The organism is Paenibacillus cucumis (ex Kampfer et al. 2016), from assembly GCF_019748695.1.
Classification (GTDB): Bacteria; Bacillota; Bacilli; order Paenibacillales; family Paenibacillaceae; genus Paenibacillus; species Paenibacillus polysaccharolyticus.
The window spans coordinates 41,760-62,286 of sequence record NZ_JACLIC010000042.1 but is presented as its reverse complement, the minus strand read 5'-3'; the positions used below and the strand labels follow the sequence as shown (position 1 = coordinate 62,286).

Annotated in this window: 18 protein-coding genes; 6 read left to right on the top strand and 12 right to left on the bottom strand. The window is 46.4% G+C overall.

The genetic code is table 11. The annotated features are described in order from the left end of the window. Nucleotides 1–137: 137 nt before the first annotated feature. Nucleotides 138–1,103: an arsenic resistance protein gene (locus tag H7T88_RS23900; RefSeq protein ID WP_221790707.1), complete on the bottom strand. Its 966-nt coding sequence runs from the start codon at nucleotides 1,101–1,103 to the stop codon at nucleotides 138–140. 234 nt (nucleotides 1,104–1,337) lie between these two features. Here H7T88_RS23900 and H7T88_RS23895 point away from each other — a divergent pair, with 234 nt between their 5' ends. Beyond that, complete coding sequence (locus H7T88_RS23895; protein ID WP_221790705.1) at nucleotides 1,338–2,096, top strand: TspO-related membrane protein; 759 nt, start codon at nucleotides 1,338–1,340, stop codon at nucleotides 2,094–2,096. Between the two features lie 373 nt (nucleotides 2,097–2,469). Here the strand turns inward: H7T88_RS23895 and H7T88_RS23890 are convergent, their stop codons facing one another. The 4 genes from H7T88_RS23890 to H7T88_RS23875 all read right to left on the bottom strand — a co-directional run bounded on the left by H7T88_RS23890 (nucleotide 2,470) and on the right by H7T88_RS23875 (nucleotide 6,511). Further along, entirely contained in the window at nucleotides 2,470–2,844 is a 375-nt protein-coding gene (locus H7T88_RS23890) for a RidA family protein (RefSeq protein WP_090918620.1), read from the bottom strand. A gap of 131 nt (nucleotides 2,845–2,975) precedes the next feature. Beyond that, nucleotides 2,976–3,656, bottom strand: a complete 681-nt coding sequence (locus tag H7T88_RS23885; RefSeq protein ID WP_221790703.1) for an oxidoreductase — start codon at nucleotides 3,654–3,656, stop codon at nucleotides 2,976–2,978. Between the two features lie 76 nt (nucleotides 3,657–3,732). Next, nucleotides 3,733–5,004 (bottom strand): MFS transporter, encoded by a 1,272-nt coding sequence (locus tag H7T88_RS23880; protein WP_154985285.1) that lies wholly within the window; start codon nucleotides 5,002–5,004, stop codon nucleotides 3,733–3,735. Between the two features lie 97 nt (nucleotides 5,005–5,101). Beyond that, nucleotides 5,102–6,511 carry a sensor histidine kinase gene (locus H7T88_RS23875; RefSeq protein ID WP_154960489.1) on the bottom strand — a complete coding sequence of 470 codons (1,410 nt, stop codon included), beginning with the start codon at nucleotides 6,509–6,511 and terminating at the stop codon, nucleotides 5,102–5,104. A 237-nt stretch (nucleotides 6,512–6,748) separates the two neighbouring features. Here H7T88_RS23875 and H7T88_RS23870 point away from each other — a divergent pair, with 237 nt between their 5' ends. Then, nucleotides 6,749–7,402 carry a phosphatase PAP2 family protein gene (locus H7T88_RS23870; RefSeq protein ID WP_221790701.1) on the top strand — a complete coding sequence of 218 codons (654 nt, stop codon included), beginning with the start codon at nucleotides 6,749–6,751 and terminating at the stop codon, nucleotides 7,400–7,402. On the opposite strand, the gene H7T88_RS23865 is transcribed toward H7T88_RS23870, so the two are convergent. From H7T88_RS23865 to H7T88_RS23840, 6 genes are all read right to left on the bottom strand, one after another. Then, nucleotides 7,395–8,918, bottom strand: coding sequence for an HD-GYP domain-containing protein (locus H7T88_RS23865; RefSeq protein WP_221790699.1), 1,524 nt, complete (start codon nucleotides 8,916–8,918; stop codon nucleotides 7,395–7,397). The genes H7T88_RS23870 and H7T88_RS23865 overlap by 8 nt on opposite strands. A 252-nt stretch (nucleotides 8,919–9,170) precedes the next feature. Then, nucleotides 9,171–10,124, bottom strand: a complete 954-nt coding sequence (locus tag H7T88_RS23860; RefSeq protein WP_260511106.1) for an anti-sigma factor — start codon at nucleotides 10,122–10,124, stop codon at nucleotides 9,171–9,173. Nucleotides 10,125–10,159: 35 nt separating this feature from the next. Next, nucleotides 10,160–10,756, bottom strand: coding sequence for an RNA polymerase sigma factor (locus H7T88_RS23855; RefSeq protein ID WP_221790694.1), 597 nt, complete (start codon nucleotides 10,754–10,756; stop codon nucleotides 10,160–10,162). Nucleotides 10,757–11,482: 726 nt separating this feature from the next. Then, nucleotides 11,483–11,605, bottom strand: a complete 123-nt coding sequence (locus H7T88_RS23850) for a sporulation protein YjcZ (protein ID WP_139168879.1) — start codon at nucleotides 11,603–11,605, stop codon at nucleotides 11,483–11,485. 551 nt (nucleotides 11,606–12,156) lie between these two features. Then, nucleotides 12,157–12,261, bottom strand: a complete 105-nt coding sequence (locus H7T88_RS23845) for a YjcZ family sporulation protein (RefSeq protein ID WP_208606770.1) — start codon at nucleotides 12,259–12,261, stop codon at nucleotides 12,157–12,159. Nucleotides 12,262–12,302: 41 nt separating this feature from the next. Continuing rightward, the gene (locus H7T88_RS23840; RefSeq protein ID WP_017690880.1) at nucleotides 12,303–12,407 is read right to left on the bottom strand and encodes a hypothetical protein; all 105 of its coding nucleotides are present in this window, start codon (nucleotides 12,405–12,407) and stop codon (nucleotides 12,303–12,305) included. 521 nt (nucleotides 12,408–12,928) lie between these two features. Here H7T88_RS23840 and H7T88_RS23835 point away from each other — a divergent pair. Then, nucleotides 12,929–14,050: a PsbP-related protein gene (locus H7T88_RS23835; RefSeq protein WP_221790692.1), complete on the top strand. Its 1,122-nt coding sequence runs from the start codon at nucleotides 12,929–12,931 to the stop codon at nucleotides 14,048–14,050. A gap of 262 nt (nucleotides 14,051–14,312) precedes the next feature. Here H7T88_RS23835 and H7T88_RS23830 read toward each other — a convergent pair whose 3' ends face one another. Beyond that, a complete protein-coding gene (locus H7T88_RS23830; RefSeq protein WP_090918642.1) occupies nucleotides 14,313–14,639 on the bottom strand; it encodes an MTH1187 family thiamine-binding protein in 327 nt (108 codons plus the stop codon). A 769-nt stretch (nucleotides 14,640–15,408) separates the two neighbouring features. Between H7T88_RS23830 and H7T88_RS23825 the strand changes: the two genes are divergently transcribed. From H7T88_RS23825 to H7T88_RS23815, 3 genes are all read left to right on the top strand, one after another. Beyond that, a complete protein-coding gene (locus tag H7T88_RS23825) occupies nucleotides 15,409–17,742 on the top strand; it encodes a ribonucleoside-diphosphate reductase subunit alpha (RefSeq protein WP_221790690.1) in 2,334 nt (777 codons plus the stop codon). Nucleotides 17,743–17,979: 237 nt separating this feature from the next. Then, a complete protein-coding gene (locus tag H7T88_RS23820; protein ID WP_090918646.1) occupies nucleotides 17,980–19,011 on the top strand; it encodes a ribonucleotide-diphosphate reductase subunit beta in 1,032 nt (343 codons plus the stop codon). 139 nt (nucleotides 19,012–19,150) lie between these two features. Next, nucleotides 19,151–20,524, top strand: coding sequence for an Imm51 family immunity protein (locus tag H7T88_RS23815; protein WP_221790688.1), 1,374 nt, complete (start codon nucleotides 19,151–19,153; stop codon nucleotides 20,522–20,524). The last annotated feature ends 3 nt before the right edge of the window (nucleotides 20,525–20,527 follow it).

The following is a 20,527-nucleotide window of genomic DNA, read 5'->3' as shown; positions in this document are numbered from 1 at the left end:
TGAACAGCAATATGACGATATCCAGATAGAACAACACTTTCCAATACGTATTGACGATTATCCCTCCTTTTATTTACCAAATATGGTGCCCTTAAAAGTATTGTATCATATCAATCCATATTGGACGGGAGCGATGGTTACCGATCTTTCAGGATCACACCAGGCACAAGCCGGATATAAATCAACTCTCCTGCAAGCTCTACTATCGTCTGTGTGACGATAACCGCCGCAGCAATGGTTGCCCACTCTGGCGAGAGGGATAATGCCAAAGGTAGAACAACCAGTGAATTACGGGTTGCCGCACTAAAAATCAGCGCCCGACTAGCACCTGTATCGAGTCGGAAAAGCTTTGCAATAAACCTGGATATGAAGGGCATAATGATGAGGAATGCAGCATAGATCGGAATGACATTCACAATACTGTTCAGATCATTGTAGACCTTGCCAATCTGGGAAGCTACCACAACGACCAGGGCGAGTGCCATCATCGGAACCGGGAGCCATGCCGTCGCATGAAGCAACCCCTGCGCACTTCCGCCTTTTTTGCACAATACTTGTGTCACCACTGCGAGCAATAGCGGAACAACAATCAGCAGCAAAAAAGCCTCTACAAACGGCCCTGCCTTCATTATTGTGGCTGCATCACTGCCCATGAATAACCAGAGATACCCCGGAAGCAAAATCATTTGAACTACAAACAGCAGCGGAGTTGCTGCCAGCATCAGCTTCTCGTTCCCCTTCCCGAGCTGTGTAAACACAATAACGTAATCAATACAAGGAGTTAACAAAACTAGATAGACTCCTATCAACACATCAGGCGATTGCGGAAAAACAAGCGTAAGCAGCCAGACCACAATTGGAACAGCGATAAAATTCGCGATGAGCAGCGCAGTCATAAAACGTAGATTCGTCCAGGATGCCCGAAGCTCTGTAAACGGAATCTGCACGAACATGCTATAGAGAAGCACGGCAAGAACTGGAGACACCGTATAGTGTAGTGCATTGCCCCAAGCCGGAGCGGCTAGCCCGATCCATGCACCTGCAAATAGAGCCATCACATAGAACCAGGTCTGTTGTCTCTCCATTGTTTCTCTTGTTATCATCTCATTCCCCCTACTGTATGAAAACACTCCTATGGACATATTCACGCCTGAAGTCGCGTACATTGGGACAGAGTACACTCCGTTCCAATAAGCTAGACCATGCGAGGTCTCCGGAAGGTGAGCGTTCTCAAATTTTGAAAACAGATTATTAGAATACGTCTTTAGTGGGTATATTCATTGTAGACTGACCCGTGGTTCATTATTACATTGATTAAAAAACAAGGAGGAAACACCATGTCCCGTAACAATCCATATAAGTGGTTAAACGCCATCGGTTTTATTGCTGTGATTATTGTAAACTATCTCTCTAACGCGCTGCCGATTGGCGGCAAGACCAACAAGGAAGTTTCGGATATGTACCCTGTACTGCTGACACCTTCGGGTTATGCCTTTGCGATATGGGGTCTGATCTACCTGCTTCTCGCAGGTTTTATCATCTATCAGTTCACCCCTGCCTCCTGGAAAAATAATTCGATTACCCGCCTCGGATACTGGTTTCTCGCCAGCTGCGCCTTTAATGTCGCCTGGATTTTCGCCTTTCAAAATCTCAAGACTGGACTCGCGCTGCTGATCATCGTATTACTGCTACTTACTCTGATTATGCTGTACGTCAAAACACGTGCGATCGCTATGCCAACCACGGCTGAAATCTGGCTAGTCAAACTGCCATTCAGCATCTATCTCGGATGGGTTAGCGTAGCAACCATCGTTAACACAGCCGTTTATTTGTACAAAATCGGATGGGATGGATTCGGCATCAGTGAAACGGCATGGACGATCATTATGCTGATCGTTGGTATGGTTCTGGCCGTGCTTGTCAGCTTCCGGTACCGTGACAGTGTGTACCCACTCGTATTCACTTGGGCATACATTGCTATCGCTCTCAAACAAAAGGATGTCATCTCTGTCTACTATACGGGGATTATCATTGCCATCGTTCTGGCGATCTACGCCGTGTGGCTGTTCCTTGCGCGCAATCAAGACCGTGATTGAGTATCCTGGTTCTATCAGTATAACTAAAGATGGTTTACACAGACACTGCGATACCAGAATAACCTTCCAATCGCTGTTATCCCCAGATTTTTTTGATTCCCTATTTTAAAGGAAAAATCCGGTGATAAAGGCGAAGCCTATGCTTCCGAAGTAGCTTTCTTGCCAGAAAGCTTTTAGGCGAACGCTTCGCTTTTCCAGGTTTTTTCTGTCCTCTCCGTTATCGTGTAAATGAATCGTTAAACTGATATATTATAAAATAAACCGTAAACCAAAAAGCCGATTTCGGTCGAACGACCCTTAATCGGCTTTTTGCTGTAAATGAGTGCAGAACAGGATTCGATCGCTCATCCTGTGACAAGGCTGAAATATGATCCTATTTCAGCGCGATCACTTCGATCTCAACCAGTGCATCCTTCGGCAAACGCGCAACTTCCACAGCACTGCGTGCAGGATAAGGCTGCGTAAAGAAGCTGCTATATACTTCGTTGACAGGAACGAAGTCATTCATATCTTTCAGGAATACAGTTGTTTTCACCACTTTATCCATGCTTGTGCCTGCTGCTTCGAGAATTGCTTTAACATTACTGAGAGACAGACGAGTCTGTTCCTGTACATCCGCACCAAATTCACCGGTTTGCGGATTAAGGCCAAGCTGACCAGACGTATAGATGAAATCACCAGCATCTACGGCCTGACTGTATGGACCAATGGCGCCTGGCGCCTGTTCGGTCGAGATTGCTTTTTTCATTCGACAGGTACTCCTTTGTGTTCGCTACCCCGCCACGACATGGAGACAAGGCATGCTTTTATTTTTAAAACCTATTATACCACGCACCTGTTCTGACAAGAAACGTTTGTCTCCCTGCGCCCTTGCAAGTCTTAAGCGTCCTGCACCCCAAGCGCATGAATCACTTCATTGGAATAAACATGATTGCCCTTCGTCTGCACCATTGCGACATTTCTCATCGCTTGAGCAATCGTTGACGCTTGAATGGCCCGATATTTGTCTAAACGGCCTTTCATCCAGCGATCCAGAAAAGTCATCACATGTGCAGCGAATTGTTCACCCGGACGTTTCTCGCCTCGATCCCCCAGAATAAGAGATGGACGAAAAATGTGTAAGGCACGGAACCCGATACTCGAAAGTGCATCCTCCATCTCACCCTTGGTTCGACTATAAAACACACGCGAATCCGCATTCGCTCCCATCGAGGAAATCACTAGCATCTGCTCCACACCATACTGCTTTGCCAGCGTCGCTGCGCGAACCGGATAGTGATAATCCACTTCACGGAAGTTCTCCTGACTGCCTGCTTTCTTGATCGTCGTACCCAGACAGCAGTACAGGTCATCGATTCCTTCAAACAAATGCCCTTGACCCTCAAGCTGTTCCCAGTCTACAACGTATTGCTTCAGTGAGGGATGTTCCAGATCAAGTCTGCGTCTGACCAGAATGCGAACCTCGCTGTATGCGGGGTGCCCGAGCAGATTGTGAACCAAAAGCCCACCCACCAGTCCAGTAGCCCCGATCACCATCGCTTTGCGTTCAGGATGATGCATCTCTCCAACCACCCCAATCTATTCATATATAGCTGAGTATTATATCAAAGAACATCGTAATCAGCTTTTTTTGTTGTTATTTTAAAAGAATCCGACGTCCCAAAGTAAACGTAAGCAGCAACATCACTGCACCAACCGTCACTTGGAATCCGTAAGTGGATATCCAGACCATCGCTTCCGAGAGAGTCTCCATCTTCTCGTACAGCCAGCCTCCAATCAGCGGGCCAATAAACGATGTTACGCCAGTCAAAGCTGAATAAACGGCTATAAACATCGGTCTTTCACTTTTCGGTGTGTCGCCAATCGTAAAATTAAACGCGAGCTGGTTGAAACCGCCAACACCAATCCCAAGAAAAATGTGGGACAGGAACAACGCAACCAGTACCGGAGCAAAGGACATCAACCCCCACGACAGGCAGGACAAGGCGATGACGGGCAACGTCCAGAATAACAGCGTTTTGTTGCTGTATCTGGCATTCAGGTTGCCCCAAATATAGAATCCTCCCATCATTACCAGTGTTTGCACAACCGTGATCAGTGAGACCATCTGATAGCTGACTTTCAGCAGATCGAGCATAACGTAAGAATAGAGAGGCACAATTAATGTCTGGATCAATAGCCATGCCGCCAGAAAAATAGTCGCCTTCAGAAAAACCCGATCCTGAAACGGTTTGATAAACATCCGTGAGAACGACTTTTCGGTCGACCGTTCAAAGGGCAGATCCGGATAAAAGAAATAAATGACCGTATTGGCGATAGCACAGATCCATACGGGAATAAACAAAATCAGAAAACCGGTCTCTCCCGGATAACGATCCAGCAAAATCCCGCCACCAAATAAACAAACGCTTCCAAGTGCATTCAGAATCGTATTTCGTATCCCGAAATAACGTCCTCTTACCTTGGCAGGTACGATATCCCCAATCAGGGATGTCCAGATCATACCGCCGATGGTATTACATATGAATGCAACCGTGTATAGGCCAATAAAAACACTGACCCACCATTCCTTAGGGAAGATGAACGGAATTAATCCCGTTGCACTCCACAAAATACGGTGCCCTCCGACGAACAGCAAAAGCGCGCGCTTACGGCTCCGAATACGTTGCATCCAGTATGCTGCGCCGATCTGCGCGATGTTTACAAACGTGGTAATCGCGAGCACAAAGCCGATATGCCTCGACCCGGCCCCAAGATACAGCAAAAACCCGGTTAGAAATGGACCACCCAGCAACGTTTGCAAAATAATTGCCGGTACGCCCTCCCATGTTGCAATTGATAAATTCGTGCGTTGTGTCGAACCCTTGCGCCGTGGCTTGCCTAACGAAGAGGGGTTCATCTTGACCATCTTCTGTATGGGGATACACTCCTTAGACCGGGTAAAGCTTTGCCGGCCGATGCTAGTTGTCACCCCAAATTCTACTCACGGCACAGAGGTTGTCAACTCATTTTTTCACGGTGAGTGGAAGCCGCAGACGAAAGATACTCCCCTTGTGCTCAGCACTTTCAAGTTCAATTGATCCACCCAGTAATCTTGCCAGATCCCTGCTGATCGAGAGGCCAAGTCCGGTACCCCCAAATTTACGGCTAATCGAACCATCTGCCTGCTGAAATGCCTCAAATATAGAATGATGCTTGTCCTTCGGAATGCCGATCCCGGTATCCTGAACCGAAAAAACAAGCCACTGACTTACCATATCCGCCTGTTTAGTCTGTTGGGTACTCACGGTCAGAGTGACCTTCCCCTTCGGAGTAAACTTGATGGCATTGGACATTAAATTCCGCAAAATCTGCTGCACGCGCTGCGGATCAGACCAAAGTGTATCTGGCAGTCCCTTTTGCTTCTCAAGCACCAGCTCAATTCCTTTTTTGTCAGCAACGAGCCCAAAATGATTCATGGCATCTTCGATCAACTGACTCAGACTGATGTCCTCCAATACAATATCCAGCCGTCCAGCTTCAACTTTGGACAAATCGAGAATGTCGTTGATTAGCCTGAGGAGTTCTTGTCCGGATTGATCAATCATGCCTGCAAAACGCACAATCTCATCCTGATCCATGGTATCGGCATTCTCACCAATCATCTGGGCGAAGTTAATCACGCTGTTGAGCGGTGTACGCAACTCATGAGACATATTCGCCAGAAACTCCGACTTGTACTGTGAAGCAATTGTCAGCTGTTTGGCTCGTTCCTCCAGAACAATCTGTGCTTTTTGTAACTCTTCCTTCTGCACAGATAAGAGGCGATTCGTACTCTGGATCAAGAGAATCCGATTTTGTTCATTCTGAAAATCACGTAAGATAAATGCAAATATAAGGCTAAGAGCAATTCCGGTAGGAAGCGTATAAGGCATAATGTGTGAGAAGAAATAGGCTGTAGGAATGACACCCACGAAGGCGATATTCACACTGTTGACAACGTTCACGATCAGTGTAACGATGATTCCTTTGACAATAAGTCTGTAGCTACTGCGTCGCATCCATATATTGAGTCCCGCACAGAGCAATCCCAGAAGAGACATGTTAATTACCGCGGCTACGGTCGCATCGGAAATACCAAAGGTTAGCCTCGATAGTCCAATCCCCACACCTATAATCATGACACTATACGGTTGTCTGTATGACAGAACAGCAACAATTAGAGGTACATAACGAAGATCAAAAACGACTTCATCATTCAGCTGAAATCCAAACACGGTACTGATCCAGCCAGCAAAAATCAGCACTAGCACGGAACAGATCTGTTTTACCTGGGAAGAGGCACGTATTACGATATATTTATAGAAAACACTTGCAAGATAAGCAATCGTAATAAGCATCCCCATATTGAGTACGAACATTTTCGAAAATTGCATGCATTCACTCCTGTTGTTCGACGTTATAACCCAAGTACTTATTTCGTTCGTATTTTTACATCATATCACGCTAGGCCCACCTCGGCATGGAAACCTCATCAAAAAGAAACAAAAAAATACACAAAATGAGGATTCAATTTGTGTACAAGACATAGTAAAATATATTGTTGTTTCATTTTTTTCATTTACCGCTATGATCATGTTTGCTTGAAACATGATGAAAGGAGATTTACAGCTGTGCAATTGTTAAAAGACAAATCCTACTGGCTGTCGCTTAGTCTGATGTTATCCCTGGCTGTCATGGGACTTTTCTATGATATTCTGAACAATCCGGATCGTGGATATGTTATCCTAAATTCTCCAATTGACCGGTTGCTTCCTTTTATACCCGCGATGTCGATTCCCTATCTGGGATGGTACCCGTTTGTATTCGGCGTGCTGGCTTATCTGTGTGCCAAAGATCGACTTATGTATTATCGGGTCTTGTTATCCATGAACATCTGTGTCTGGATCTGTTACCTGATCTACTTCAACTTCCAAACGATGGTCCCGCGGCCGGAATTAACCGGTTCTGGCCTGGGCTCAGCCGTCATCGGATGGCTCTACAGCCAGGATCGTCCATATAACTGTTTTCCCAGTATTCACGCCCTGCACTCTTATCTGGTGATGCGTGCCGTTCTATCGGTTTCAACCATCCGTAAATCCGTCAAGGTGGCGGTAGTTGCCGGTGCATCCCTGATTATCATCTCTACACTGCTCATCAAGCAACATGTCATTTACGACGCACTGAGTGCAGTTATTCTCGGTGAATGTATCTTCACGATCATTACTGGATTAGCGCTTTATCGACGTCGCAGAAAAGCCTCCAAATGGACTGAGGGGATCAACTAACCCCCTCTTCAGGCTTCTTGTCCAGTTGCTTCTGTCTTCTCCACTCGTCAATAAACAAACCTGCATAATAGGGGTCCCACTGGGTCCCCTTTCCTTCTTCCAGAATCATAAGCGCTTTCTCATCGCTCATTCCATTCCGGTAAGGTCTGTCTGACGTCATGGCATCAAAGGCATCCGCTACCGCAATAATACGCCCGAACAGCGGGATCTCTTCGCCTGCCATGCCATCCGGATAACCTTTGCCATCATACCTCTCATGATGGGATCGCACGCCCGGTAGAAAGTCAGCCATGGCATCCACAGGTTCAATCTGAAGCAAAATACTCTCTCCTAACACGGGATGCGTACGGATGATTGCAAATTCCTCATCACTTAGCTTGCCATCTTTGAGTAATACCTCGTCAGGTATACCGATTTTTCCGATATCATGAAGCAAAGCAGATTTGTACAACAAGTCAGCCTGTTCGTCATTCATGCCGCTGAGCCTGCCGATCAGAATAGAATACTCCGCGACACGCATAGAATGTCCTGCCGTATATTTATCACGGGCATCCAGTGCGGCCGCAAGCAGAGAGAAGTAACTTTGCAGCAATTGCCGGTTGCGCTCCTGTCTCATCTCTAGCCGACTAATCATCATATTGAACCCCGAGATCAACTGCGAGAATTCATCCGAATACAGATCCGGCGTTCTTCTGCCGAACTCACCGCCCTGAATCCGGTTCATCTCTTGTGTCAACTCAGACACCGGATCACGGACATCCCGAATTAACAACCAACTGCCTACCATGGAGAATCCCGCGCCCAAGATAACGATGAGTACACCCCAAAACGTATATTCTTTTGCAAACACCGGGTCTATGTACTGGAGCCGAATATAAGTAGCCAGAAAAAATAAACATAACGGAAATAAACCGATAAGTGCAGTACTGGTCTGAAACTTCCGCTGTATTGAGATCAGGATGCGTCCGCCAAGCGAAGGTTCCATCCTATACAGCATCTTGCCTCTACGGCGAACTTCGAGTAGTAGCGGCCTCACCGCCCTCACTGTAAGGTAATATTCAATCAGGGCATGCATAATTGCAATCAGGAATGCACACATAGCCGCAACAACGACATATCCATAGGGGATTTCTAGCCAGCCTGTGGAGATCATCCATAGCGTAAGTCCAGCCGCAGGCAGAGAGAAACCTAGCATATGTGGCCCAATAATGCGATATATGGTCTGGCCCGGAAAGCGGTGAATTCGTTCATACATCCGATTTAGTTCAGCCATTTCATGATGCTCGGCAGCGAAAAATTGCCTTATTGGACCCAATTGAGCCCACAATGTAATCAACTCCGCAACCAGCATAAACAGAATCGATATGAGTACAATGAAAATCAATCGAACATATTGGATATTGGGTACCTGTAAGGTTGAAATCATCACCACGGAACCCACAACAAATACGGCTGATAATGAACCAATTAGATAATTGCGTAGCAGACGGAAGATAAATGCACGATATACTTCCAATCCAATCCCTCGCTCTCTATGTCTAACCCGTTCCGCCCTGATAAAAAAGGGAGAATAAGGATGTTTTCTCCTATATATTTATCGGTTATTCCCACTAAAAAAATTAATAAAATCCTGCGAAAAATACTACATATTCTGCTTGGCTGTCTTCGGGGATTGCTTCATAGAAAAGGCCGCTCCCTGGGGGAGCGGCCTTTTCTTAAAGTTTTTGTTACGTGTATTCCATTAAAGCTCCATTTGGCGACTTGGCATCTAACTTGTTTTAATTTTAGCCGCCAAAATCATTGTGCCGCGTGGCTGATCCCCCAGCGCATCCGGTTCAAGCGTGATCGCTACGGTGTCATAATCGTTTGCGGAATCCAGCGTGTAATAGACCGCTCCTGTACCGTCGTGACTTAGGAACGTCCCGGCATTCTTAGGAGTATCCCCCTTAATGAGCCATACCTGAAATGCCTGATTACCTTCCAGAGCAGGCAGTTTCTCTGCCTGCACCACGAGGTGCGTGCCTTTGCTATCGATCACGATGGTCGCCAGACCTTGTGCAACAATATCTTGCGTTGCCGGGCTCAGCTTGACGGCCTCGCCCGTTTTCATGCCCTGCGCAGGCGCCACAGCTGAAGCGAGTTGTTCTTGCAGCTGCGCATTTTGCGCTTGCGCCTGAGCCAACTGCTCCTGCGCGGCCGATACGCCTTCGGCTTGCTGCGTCAGCAAGTCGATGCGGCTCTGCAGCTGCGCCGTGTACACGCCGAGCACCAGCGCCGCTGCCGCGAGGCCCGCACTGGCTGCGCGCCATGCGCGGCCACCGCGCGCACGTGCGCGCGTACCTGGCTGCCCCAGCTGTGCCTGGGCAGCCTCTTCGGCCCGGGCCGCAGGCACCGCCGCTGGCGGCAAGCCAGGCCCGGGCTGCGCCGCACGCTCATGCTGCGGCGCAAGGTCTTCCTGAAGCACCGCGGATGCGGGTGCTTCAGGTTGCTGCGCAGGAGTCGCAGCCGGCATCGCGCCAGTGCTCTCCTGCGCCTGACCGAGCACGTTGCCCAGCACGCGTGCTCGCATGCCCGGCGGCGGTGCCACTGGGTCCGCCGCAAGTGGCAGGGAGCCGGTTACCTCCTGCAATTCCCTTACCTCCTGACGACAAGCTTCGCAATTCGACATATGCGCTTCGAATGCCGCCACTTCCTCTGCTTCCAGTCCGCCCAGCACATACATCGGTGCCAGATCAGACCACTCCTCATGTCGTTCTATCATGGATGTATGCCCTCCCTTCCCGCGTCCGGATGCAATTCAGCATCAGCAAGTAACTTCTGGAGCTGACGCATAGCAAGCCTGACACGGCTCTTCACCGTACCCAGCGGAATCCCGAATCGGCTGGATACCTCTTGTTGCGTTAAACCTGCATAATATATCGATTCAATCACTTGCTTCTGGTCCTCGTTTAATTGGGTCAACGCCTCTTTAATACGTATGCCTTCCCATTTGCGCTGGACCTCTTCTTCTGTATTTGTATATTCGTCAGCATACGCCGCCAGTGTCTCATTCTCAACTGGAGTGGTTGCTGCTCCTTTCGATCTCCGCCTCAGCATGTCCACTGCGATATTGCGTGTAATCGCGAACATCCACGTGGTCAGCTTCCCCTGTGAGGCATCAAATCGTTCCGCTTTGTTCCAGATGCGCAGGAAAAGTTCCTGCACGGTCTCCTCTGCCGTCATCGAATCACCAACAATTCGGTAGGCAAAAGAATAGACGGCCCGTTCATATCGGTCATATAGCAGTTCCAGTGCAGAAGCATCACGCTCTGCAATTCGTTGCATCAACCTGCTGTCCTCTATCCATTCAGTCATCCGAGGGCCCCTTTCTGTATCTTCCCTCATATTATAACCTACGCAGAAACGTTTGAAGAGGATTACCTTAATAACATTTTTTTGAGATATTTCTTCTAAACTCCGGACTCAAATGAAGGCCTAAACCTGCGCATCAAGGGTTATCCTTCCTTTTTATTGCAATAAATTACAGACTGTGGTATGATATAAAAGTTGTATAAACAACCTCATATGATTTTCTGTCTTCTTTTTAACCCCGGAATATTTTCTTCATGCTGCGACCGCAGCGAATATGCTAACTAACCTATGGAGATTGACGAACCTGAATCACAATAACCCGGTAGACTAAGGGTTTACAAGATGTTCCCATTCACACTGGCGCGGTCATCGGAGCCGCAAGGACAAAAGAGAGGTAGGGCTTTTGTTGTTTTGGATATCATTTATTCTTGAGAAGATTGAAAACATACATCAAGCACCCGGAATTGGGTTCCGGGTGCTTTTCTATATCCAATTTTCTTTATCGCTTTTGGAGAAAACCGGTACACGTTCCCCGCTCCCTGGATAAAGCACGCCTTAAAAAAAAGATAACCCCGGCTTACTGCCGGAGTTAACACGTTAATGATTCCGTTATATTCTTTCGAGAAAGATTCTTATAAGAAACGGATCTGAATTGCATGATCCAGTCAGGCTTTCCGATCAGCCCGATGTTGCAGTCCACGTTTGGACCGCGGCCTCTCAGCAGAGGGATTAGATAAACATGGTTTTAGAGATGATTACGAGCAGAATGAATAAAACAAGAATGGTTCCCATGGAGCTCCACACGCCACCACCACAGGCAGGTGCACAACCATGGTGGTATCCTTGCACCATCGGTGCTTGATTTGGCTGATAGCCATAAGGCATTGTTCCGTAATTGTACATGTCTTGACCTGGATATTGGTATCCGTACATATGTTCATGCCCTCCTTGTTGTCCGTAAACTTGCCCCTGTCCGTTCGGTGAGTTCGGTTTAACTTCGCTCATCGTCATGCCTCCTTAACATTTGCCTACACCTTAAGCTATGTATTTGCCCTATACGGTGACCGGGCTATGGCCCTCATGATCTCAAAATAGGCGTTTTACCCTGACCTTTATCTTTATGTACATTTTCTCATCCTTCCTGATTCCACATCTTCTTGATCTTCTCTATCCCTCATTTTCCTTTTCAGTTAATCACCCTATTTCGACTTTGTTGCTTTCTCACAACTCCTCCACTTCATTTCAAACTACTATTCTTCTAACCTCTCCTTCTACCGAGTCCCCCAAAAAAAGCCACTCCCTTGCTCCGTTACACCACCTAGGTACTGAACTCTCTTTCCTTCCCTAACGTAGCTTGTCCAGTCTCATAAAACCCTGCCGGTTACCCGGCAGAGCAAGACACATTACAGCCAGAATGACTTAGTGATGATAACGAGCAGAATGAACAACACCAGGATTGCTCCAGTGGAAGTCCAGCCGCCGTATCCCATTCCTCCTACTTCACCCATCTTAAACCCTCCCTTACGTGTGAATTTACAAAAACCGTTTATTAGATCAGGAATGCTTTAGAGATGATCACCAGCAAGATAAAGAGAACCAGAATCGCGCCAGTCGATGTCCATGCACCGCCGTATCCACCAACTACTCCACTCATGTAAAACCCTCCTTTGATTTGAGGTACAGTTCACTATATGCATCGGACGCACAACCGACCGGGCGCAGATGTAAAATGGGCTGACTTCCAGTTTTGACTACATTCTTCACCAGGAAGAATAGTATTAATTGAGCTTATAAATATATCCTTTATTGTCTTTCGCTTACCTTAACTAATACTTAGTGTTATAATTTATTAGATTTGTAGCCTTTATGTTCCTAATATTGATATATGCTATCCATTTATCTCAGAAGGGCTGCTATTCTAAAATCTATACGGAAAGGAGTATTTCAGCTTGTCTTGAGCAATGTGTCCATTATTACAAAGTACAGCAGTTTTTAGAACCATTCGAACCATTCAATATCAATCATTAAATGTCTGATTAGATTGAGTAAGTAACCTACAAATGACCAACATTTATTTTGCAGAATAAAAAGTACCAATTTTAGAGTTTGGCATTTCACTTGATGACCGGAGTAAAAAAACCCAACCGATGGGAAGCATACTAGGGGATTAGAAAAATGAAAAAACTGGTTATGATTCTTGCTTTAACTGTATTGCTCAGCGCTTGTGGTAATTCGGAGACAACTAAAACAGCTGACAACAAGCCCTCTGAAACAACGAATGCTGCTGAAACTGTCAAAGCTGAAGCTAAAGAAACAAAATATACTACATATAACGGTGAAGGATTTTCGTTCTCATATCCGGAGTCTTGGAAAAGTGTAGATACAAGTCAAATGCACGCAGCAGTGAAGGGCGCGTTCTCAGACCAATCAGGAACAAAGAAGTTTGCAGATAACATTAATCTAACGATCGAAGCCAACACATCAGGTTCAATCAACCCTGAGGAATTTGCTAATAACACAGCTGACTATTATGTAAAGAATGGCGCATCTATTGGTATATCTGATTATAAAAAGACCAATTTTAGCATCAAGCCTTATAAAGACATAAATGCAGGCGTACTGGAAGGAAGTTATACTCATTCCTCTGGAACCAATGTAGTTCTAGTTCAGTACATGATTCCAACAAATACAGACCTGTATACCTTGACGTTAACTTATGGCAAAGAATCATATCATTCAGATGAAGTGAGTGATATTCTTAATTCCTTGAATATTACTTCTCCGCTGGCGCAAACAGCTGTAAATACATCTGCTGCAGATTCATCGGCCGCAGCAACTGCTGCTGATTTCTTTAACGATCTTACATCATCCGTCTCATCTGAGACAGCCGTGATGGAGCAAGCATCTTATAATTTTCTCGCAAAACATACCGACCTGTTCCCAGCAGATACTGCTGAGCTTCGCAAAAAGGTCAAAGGACTTGTTAAAGCCGATGTAACCACCCGACATCTCAATAAAAATGTAGCCAACTACTATGAAAATTTTGTAAAAATAAGCGGACAGGTTATTCAGGTGGAAGAAGACAATTCACTTGGATCACCCATTTCTATCTTGCTGTTAGAGGACGATTACGGAAATTATATTACAGCCATATATCCTGCCTCGACCGGAGACTTGCTTGATGGGGACTATGCCACTGTTATTGGCGCACCTATCGCTAACTACTCCTTCGACAATGTTAGTGGCGGATACACCAATTCTACTATAGTAGGTGCATCTTTAATCGTTGCTGAATAATACAAACCAAGAATAGGTACAAACAGGCCAGCTTAATTAAGTTTAAGCCGGCCTGTTTGGTGTAAAGTTCTTTTTTTGAATGCACATGATCACAAAACCTTGAACTGTTTTCTCGATGTAGATACCCCGGTTTACATTTGGCAACTGGCTTATCATTCTTGATATAGGACAGAGCACCGCGTATTTTGAGTCATTTGTCAAAACTCAAAAACGGCAAGCCCCTATTGAGACTTACCGCGTAAAATGGGTTTTATTCCGTTTCTCAATTCGGCCTGTTGTGTAGTGAAATCAGCTTATCTTGTACGGATTGCAGTTTCTGCACGCTGGAAGCATCCGGTTTATCACGCCGGTCATCGATTTTCACGGATGTGGAGACACGCTGGGCTCCTGACAGAAACGGAGCTTCATGTAAAGCCGCGATGGCGGTGAAAACTTCATTTAGCGGACCTTCAATAATGGTGCTCATCGAAGTTAACTGATATGTAATGCCACGTTGTCTTTCCAATATCTTTTGCATGTCTGCTACATAACTGCTCAGACTGGTGGTTCCTGTTCCAATCGGAATAACGGTTACTTCTGCAATTGCCACTTCGCTCTGCCTCCTCTGGGCACCGTTCGAACCGTTGCCGCTCAAGTTTTAGTCGAGTTTTGACTGATTTTATTTTACCAGTTTAAAGTGCTCCAATTCAAACTGACGTTATGACGTCATTCCAAATCCCGTAAATTTTTTTTCGCAGAATCTTCAAATCTTCCAGTCCTTTTCCTTTGCGGATTTCTGGCTTAGATGGTATACTCGGAATTACGTTTTAAGGTTTCCTCCCTGTTTACAAACACTATATGTTGGGGTACATTAGTATAACAACAACAAAATATAGTGAAACGGGATACCCCACTTCTTATAACCAGCATCTGGAATCTATCGAAAAACAAGATGAAATCACCTCCAAAGGCACGTCCCTGTAGGTGTAAATCGCTTTCTCGAAGACAGGGCTGGCATGGAGGTTAACGGGGCTGTTTGGACTGCGTCCGTTAACATTATTCACAGGTATGAAATGATCAGACAAAAGCTTACATACAGCAACTTGTTCTGTCGAAGGCATGCATAGATAAGACTGTCAAAAACCAGAACATGAATGGGCATTTTCAGCCGTAAGGCAAGGGGAATGCTTTTTGTATGAGCAGGTTCTGTCCACTCCTTGTCGCATGATTTCATCCCAAACGTATCTGGTTACTGCCACTGTAGTCCGCAAAATCCGAATTTTACTCACCGTTGTAGACCTCCAATTCTTATTTTCAAAGAATTGTTTAATTTATTTTTTTATCATTATCTTTTTATCATGTGAAAGCGAGGAATATTCATGCCACAAGTTGTGACCAAGCCGAACAATCGCCAGCTTGCCTTTGACGAGATGCGTATCTCGGTATATGCCGACCGTATCCTGGAAGGACTGGACATGCTCGACAAGGAACGTCTGGTTCGCGGAGTAACGAGCAAACTTCGTCGTGACGAAGTTACCGGAGATGAGATCAGCAATGCTTTTATGATGAGCGCTCTGGAACTGGTAACGAAAGAAGAGCCGAACTGGAAATTTGCAGCAGCGAGATCCCTGCTTACTTCCCTTTACAAAAAAGCGGCAACCAACCGCAGATACAAATCCTACCCGGACGAACCTTATGGTGCATTCCATCCGCTGATCGTTGACCTTGTCAAAAAAGGCATCTATCGCGAAGAGTTGCTGGAATGTTACACCAAGGAACAGATCGACGAACTTGCGGAGTGCATTGACTATCGCAACGATCTGCTCTTCGATTACATCGGTTTGCTCACACTGGCTGAGCGTTACCTCGCCAACGATTTTGATGGAAAAGTCATGGAATTGCCACAGGAGCGTTACATGGTCATTGCCATGTACCTGATGCACCAGGAACCTGCTGACAAACGTATGGATCTGGTGAAAGAAGCCTACTGGGCGATGAGCAACATGTATATGACGGCAGCTACGCCGACAATGTCCAACGCAGGTAAAAAGGTAGCCGGACAGCTCTCCAGCTGTTTCATCGACACAGTAGATGACTCGCTCGAAGGGATCTTTGATTCCAATACAGACGTAGCTCGTTTGAGCAAAATGGGCGGCGGCATCGGCGTGTACCTCGGTAAAGTCAGAGCACGTGGTTCAGACATCCGCGGTCACAAAAACACAAGCTCAGGCGTTATTCCTTGGATTCGCCAGTTGAACAACACAGCAGTAAGCGTAGACCAGCTTGGCACACGTAAAGGTGCGATTGCGGTTTACCTGGACGTTTTCCATAAAGATATCCTGGCATTCCTCGACCTGAAGCTGAACAACGGCGACGAGCGGATGCGTGCACATGACGTTTTCCACGGTATCTGTCTGCCTGACCTGTTCATGGAGCGTGTCGAAAGTCGTGGTGAATGGAGCTTGTTCTGCCCGCACGAGACGAAAAAAGTGATGGGCTGGAAAGATGAGAACGGCCGTGCACTGGGTCTGGAAGACTTCTACGATGAAACTCAGGGTCAAGGTACATTCCGCGAGAAATACGAAGAAGCCGTGAATCATCCGCTGTTGTCCCGTATTACGGTACAAGCAATCGACATCATGAAACGTGTCATGAAATCACAGCTTGAAACAGGTACACCGTACATGTTCTACCGTGACACTGTAAATCGTTCGAACCCTAACCGGGCACATGGCATGGTGTATTCATCCAACCTGTGTACTGAAATTATGCAGAACCAATCCGCTACCGTGGTGGAAAAAGAAGAACTGGTGACCAAGGATGGTCAGACACGCATCGTGATCTCCAAAGTGCCTGGTGACTTCGTCGTCTGCAACCTGAACTCGATCCACTTGGCTCGCGCGGTACCTCATAACGTACTGGAGCGTCTGATTCCGATTCAGGTTCGTATGCTGGACAACGTTATTGACATCAACAACATTGAGGTGCTTCAAGCCCAATACACGAACAGTCAGTATCGCGCTGTTGGTCTGGGAACGTTCGGATTGCATCACCTGCTTGCGCTCGAAGGCATTCGTTGGGAATCCGAAGAAGCTGTTACCTATAACGATAATCTGTATGAAAAAATTAACTATTTGCTCGTTCAAGCCAGCATGGAACTGTCCAAAGAAAAAGGACATTATCCGAAGTTCAAAGGCTCCGACTGGGAAAGTGGTCATTACTTCGATCAACGCGAGTACACAACGGGTGAGCGCGTAGGCGAATTCGTAACTACAGATCAATGGAAAGAACTGCAATCACAAGTCAAACAAAACGGCGTACGTAACGCATGGATGTTTGCTATCGCACCAAACGGTTCCACCTCCATCATCGCCGGTTCAACAGCAAGTATCGATCCACTTTATGAGCTGTTGTCCTATGAAGAGAAAACAACATACAAAATTGCCAACCCGGCACCGGATCTTTCCGAAAAAACGATCTGGTACTACAAAACGGCATTTATGGTGGATCAACATGCTTCCATCAATATGGCTGCTGCCCGTCAGCGTCACGTTGACCAAGGTCAAAGCTTCAACCTGTATGTTCGTCCGGATATTAAGGCGACGGAGTTCCTGGAATTGCATCTTCACGCTTGGAGAGCCGGCATGAAATCGACCTATTATGTTCGTAGCCGTGCATTAACGATCGAGGAATGTGATTCCTGCGCAAGCTGATCCACATAAGAATGGTAACATCGTGATGGATATGGGCACCTCCATTCTGTCACGCTGATCTTGATGACCACCGGGGCATCCCTGTTTTGAATGCAAAATAGCGTTGCCCTGGTTCTTTTTTGCCCAAAACCTGACCACAGCATCGCAAGATGTTAAATATATGCCAGCCAAAACAGTACAAGCTTGTTCTGTCATCATCGTTATATAGTTTAAATTCATTCAAGGAGTGAACGGATTATGCAAGTACAGAAAATTTTCAATACCGAAGCGCCTAACCAATCGACACGTATTATTGAAGGTGAATGCTCGGGTATCCTGAACTGGAACGACATTCGTATGCCTCATATGTACAAATTGTACAAAGTATTGTTGCTTAACCACTGGATCGCTGACGAGATTCCGATGTCCAAGGATGCTTCCCAATTTGCCCAACTGGACGAAGAAGAGAAACGTACGTTCAAAATTAACATCTCCCTGCTGGCTGTACTGGATTCCATGCAAACGATGTTTGTTGGTGACGTGAAACGTTATTTTACCGACTCTTCCCTGGAAGCGATCTCGGCGATCATCGGACAACAGGAAGTTGTGCATAACCAATCCTACTCCTACGTTCTGTCTTCCATCGTTTCCGATCAGGAGCAGAAAGAGATTTTCGAATATTGGAAACATGATCCGGTGTTGCTGGACCGCAACCGTTTCATCGCGGATATTTATCAAAGCTTCCGGGACAACCCGTCTCCACAGACGTTCTTCCAAGCGATGGTTGCTGACTTGATTCTCGAAGGTATTTTCTTCTATAGTACATTTGCGTTCTTCTATAACCTGGCTCGTGACCAGAAAATGATGGCAACCAGCCAGATGATCTCGTACATCCAGCGGGATGAAAATCAGCACTGCTACTTCTTCGCGGAAGTGTTCAAACAGTTGCTGGTAGACTTCCCTGAACTGAACACACCAGAAAACATGGACTACGTGTACAAAACGATTGACCGCGCAGTTGAGCTGGAAACGAACTGGGCACATTATACACTCAGCAACGTTCGCGGCATCGACCTGAACGAGCTGGAAGACTACATTAAATACACAGCGAACAAACGCTTGCGTCTAATGGGTATGGAAAAGGCATATGAAGGCGTTGACGTGAACTGCATGCCTTGGATCAAACCTTTCTCCGACGAAGCGCTGAACGCAACGAAAACAGACTTCTTCGAAGCCAAATCCCGTAACTACGGTAAAGTCGGCGACGATAACGGATTTGACGATTTGTAGAATAACGTCTAACACTGCACACTCTCTCATGCTGGGAAGCTTTACGGCTACCCGTATGAGAGAGTGTTTTTTTGTCTCTAAACCTTGTAAAATAGTGGGTAGAGTTTCCTATTCTTTCACGATGAAATGAGGTCTAATCATGGATAGAGAGTTGCTGGAACAGATTAATGTTTGGCATGAACAGGAAGACTATGCGCTCATCGTTAAACGTATTGAGGCATTACCCGAATCCGAGCAGGATGCCGAAACGATCGGACAGCTTGCAAGAGCATATAACAATTTGGAAGAGTATCGCACAGCCATTAAACTATTACAAGGCGTTAAGGAACAAGGCCAACTAGACCCGTTATGGCACTTCCGGTTAGGTTATGCCTACTGTTACGTCGCTGAATACAAGCTGGCACAGGCAGCTTTTGAAGAAGCGAATCGACTTGAGCCCAATGATGAGTCTACCCTGGAATACCTGGACTGGATTCGCCCGAAAGCAGCTAAAATGGATCGGGATCGCATTCGCTGGGAGACGGAGCAGGCAGAGTGGGAGCAAAGCGGAACACTAAACCAGCTTCAGGTTGCTTCAGGCACATACGATCCCGCAACATTCTGGCGGTATAGCGATTATGCGCAAGATAACCATGTGTCTTCTCCTTTTGACGAGGAATTAATTCAATCCATTGAACAGGAACTCGGCTACAAACTGCCAGCTTCCTATATCCAGCTAATGAAAACGCAAAATGGCGGTTTTCCTGCGCGCACAACGTTTCCGACCCAAGAAGGTACAAGTTGGGCAGAGAATCATATCGCCATTACAAGCATCTTGGGTATTGGACGGGATAAGATGTATTCCCTTGGTGGAGAGTTCGGCAGTCGCTTTATGATCGAAGACTGGGGATACCCTGACCTCGGGGTTGTCATCTGTGATTGCCCGTCTGCCGGTCATGATGTCGTCATGCTGGACTATCGCTTCTGCGGCCCTCAAGGCGAACCTTGTGTCGTTCATGTGGATCAGGAAAGCGATTATGAAATTACTTATCTGGCACCGAATTTCGAAGTTTTCATTCGGGGTTTGCTGGACGAAGAGGATTTTAATTTGCTTGACGAGGAAGGCTCTGACTCTCTTGATGAAGAACAAGCAATTACTGCTGTATTCACTGAGAACCAAAGCGTGTCAACATTCTCTAAAGAAGCCATTGCCCCTTTTAGGTTCATTGATGCAGGAACCAATTCCTATTCCGTGATTCTGAATGCAGGTACATATCTTCAAGACGTATTTGACTCACGCGCAGATGAAGGTTTCGAAGGTGGCGGGTACGATTGGGCCTCCCTCGCATCTGTCTTTCTTGAAGAAAAGATGCCTCATCTGACTTCGGTTATTCGTTTCGATCCGGAAGCGGATATGTTCTGTGCTTATACAGATGACAAAGAAGCGCTCATATCCTTTATTCTCGGATTCAAGCAGGCATGTGAGCAACGTGATCTTATTCTCGACCTGTTTTCAAGAGCGGAGCTGGACTAAACA

Coding starts and splice junctions, on each gene's coding strand:
- H7T88_RS23900 (WP_221790707.1), bottom strand. CDS start 1,103: ATGATAACAAGAGAAACAATGGAGAGACAACAGACCTGGTTCTATGTG.
- H7T88_RS23895 (WP_221790705.1), top strand. CDS start 1,338: ATGTCCCGTAACAATCCATATAAGTGGTTAAACGCCATCGGTTTTATT.
- H7T88_RS23890 (WP_090918620.1), bottom strand. CDS start 2,844: ATGAAAAAAGCAATCTCGACCGAACAGGCGCCAGGCGCCATTGGTCCA.
- H7T88_RS23885 (WP_221790703.1), bottom strand. CDS start 3,656: ATGCATCATCCTGAACGCAAAGCGATGGTGATCGGGGCTACTGGACTG.
- H7T88_RS23880 (WP_154985285.1), bottom strand. CDS start 5,004: ATGGTCAAGATGAACCCCTCTTCGTTAGGCAAGCCACGGCGCAAGGGT.
- H7T88_RS23875 (WP_154960489.1), bottom strand. CDS start 6,511: ATGCAATTTTCGAAAATGTTCGTACTCAATATGGGGATGCTTATTACG.
- H7T88_RS23860 (WP_260511106.1), bottom strand. CDS start 10,124: ATGTATGTGCTGGGCGGACTGGAAGCAGAGGAAGTGGCGGCATTCGAA.
- H7T88_RS23855 (WP_221790694.1), bottom strand. CDS start 10,756: ATGACTGAATGGATAGAGGACAGCAGGTTGATGCAACGAATTGCAGAG.
- H7T88_RS23850 (WP_139168879.1), bottom strand. CDS start 11,605: ATGGTGCAAGGATACCACCATGGTTGTGCACCTGCCTGTGGTGGTGGC.
- H7T88_RS23845 (WP_208606770.1), bottom strand. CDS start 12,261: ATGGGTGAAGTAGGAGGAATGGGATACGGCGGCTGGACTTCCACTGGA.
- H7T88_RS23840 (WP_017690880.1), bottom strand. CDS start 12,407: ATGAGTGGAGTAGTTGGTGGATACGGCGGTGCATGGACATCGACTGGC.
- H7T88_RS23835 (WP_221790692.1), top strand. CDS start 12,929: ATGAAAAAACTGGTTATGATTCTTGCTTTAACTGTATTGCTCAGCGCT.
- H7T88_RS23825 (WP_221790690.1), top strand. CDS start 15,409: ATGCCACAAGTTGTGACCAAGCCGAACAATCGCCAGCTTGCCTTTGAC.
- H7T88_RS23820 (WP_090918646.1), top strand. CDS start 17,980: ATGCAAGTACAGAAAATTTTCAATACCGAAGCGCCTAACCAATCGACA.
- H7T88_RS23815 (WP_221790688.1), top strand. CDS start 19,151: ATGGATAGAGAGTTGCTGGAACAGATTAATGTTTGGCATGAACAGGAA.